Consider the following 1526-nt stretch of genomic DNA (forward strand, 5'->3'; position numbering starts at 1 on the left):
GCCCGTGAACACGCCCTGGCTCGCGCCCAGGGTCTTGGCAGCCGTAATCGCGGTCGTGCCGCCGGGAGCGCCGCTGTAGATCACGTCGCTCGACGCGGTCGCACTGGCGAAGCTCGTGGTGCCGCGCAGGTCGGCCGCGGTCGCACCGGAGATGGTGGCGGAGACGTTCGACTTGGTGGAGTAGCCGACCGTGGTCTGCAGCGCCTGGTTGGCGATCGACTTGGCGCTGTCGATCAGCTTCTGCAGCGAGGTGATGCCGGTGTTGGCGGCCTGCAGCACCTGCACGCCGTTGGCGATGCCGTCGAGCAGGTTGTTGATGTCGCTGGCGCGGTTGTCGAGCGACTGTGCCGTGAAGAAGTTGGTGGGATTGTCCAGGGCCGAGTTGACGCTCTTGCCGGTCGACAGACGGCTTTGGGTGGTAGCGAGAAGATCAGCAGTGGACTGGAGGGAGAGCAGGTTCTGACGAACCGACGCGGAAAGAACGATACCGGACATTGAGTGTTACCCTTCTGGTACGCAACGCAACAAAACTTCGATTAGGATTAATCGATGCTCGGGAAGGTGAACGTCGAGGGCTAACAAAGCATGAAGCGTGTCGCAGCAGTCCTTGCCCGGATTCACCATAAACGCGTTCGGAGCCGAATAATGCTCACCGATATCGTCATGATAGGATGATGTTTTTTGATACAGCGACGAAGCGTTTGCGACTTGTCAACCATAACTCAGAGTGAGCAATTCGCTGGACCCGAACCCATCGCCTCGATCGTGCCGGGCCGCAAAAAGAAAGCGGCGGGGCCGAAGCCCCGCCGCCGGATCTTGCTTGCGATGTCGTCCGCGACTTAGCGCAGCAGCTGCAGCACGCTCTGCTGCGACTGGTTGGCCAGCGATAGCGCGGAGACCGCGATCGATTGGCGGGTCGACAGCGCCTGGCTGTTGGCCGCCTCGGTGTTGGTGTCGGCCAGGGTCAGGTTGGACGAACCGGTCTGCAGCACGTTGATCAGGCTCTTGTTGAAGTCCTGACGAACCTGCACCACCGAGAGGTTCGAACCAAGGCTCGAGGCCTCCGAGCGCAGCGTGCTCGACGCGGCGTTCAAGTTGGTCAGCACCTTGTTGGTGGCGGCGTTGTCGATGAAGTCGACACCGCTGGTCAGCGCGGCAAGGCCCAGGCCCTTGGAGTTGTAGGTCACGCCGGTGATGCTGAGGTTCGACTTGCCGGTCTCGTCGAACACCAGCTTGAGCTGGTCGCCGTTCAAGAGGTTGACGCCGTTGAACGAGGAGTCCTGCGCCGTCGAGTCGATCTGGTTCAGGATGTTGTTGTACTGAGACACCAGGTTCGAACGCGCCGTCTGGGCAACCGTGTCCTGGACGGGGCTGGAAGCTGTCGAGAACGTCAGCGCCGTCGTCAGCGTGCCGCCGATCGCACCACCTGCGGCGCTCGAACCGATGGTCGAGGACGCGTAGTCGTTGGTGGTGGAGACCGTCAGCAGGCCGTTGGCGTCGATCGTTGCCGTCAGGTTGTTGGCCTG

2 protein-coding genes are annotated in these 1526 nt (G+C 61.9%); both read right to left on the minus strand.

All coding sequences use genetic code 11. The annotated features are described in order from the left end of the window. On the minus strand, positions 1–495 hold a 495-nt coding region (locus A5906_RS30620), incomplete at its 3' end, for a flagellin N-terminal helical domain-containing protein (RefSeq protein ID WP_488225983.1). Between the two features lie 344 nt (positions 496–839). Further along, a partial coding sequence (locus A5906_RS30625) for a flagellin (protein ID WP_283807742.1) occupies positions 840–1526 on the minus strand: 687 nt, incomplete at its 5' end.

Source organism: Bradyrhizobium sacchari (assembly GCF_002068095.1).
Lineage (GTDB): Bacteria > Pseudomonadota > Alphaproteobacteria > Rhizobiales > Xanthobacteraceae > Bradyrhizobium > Bradyrhizobium sacchari.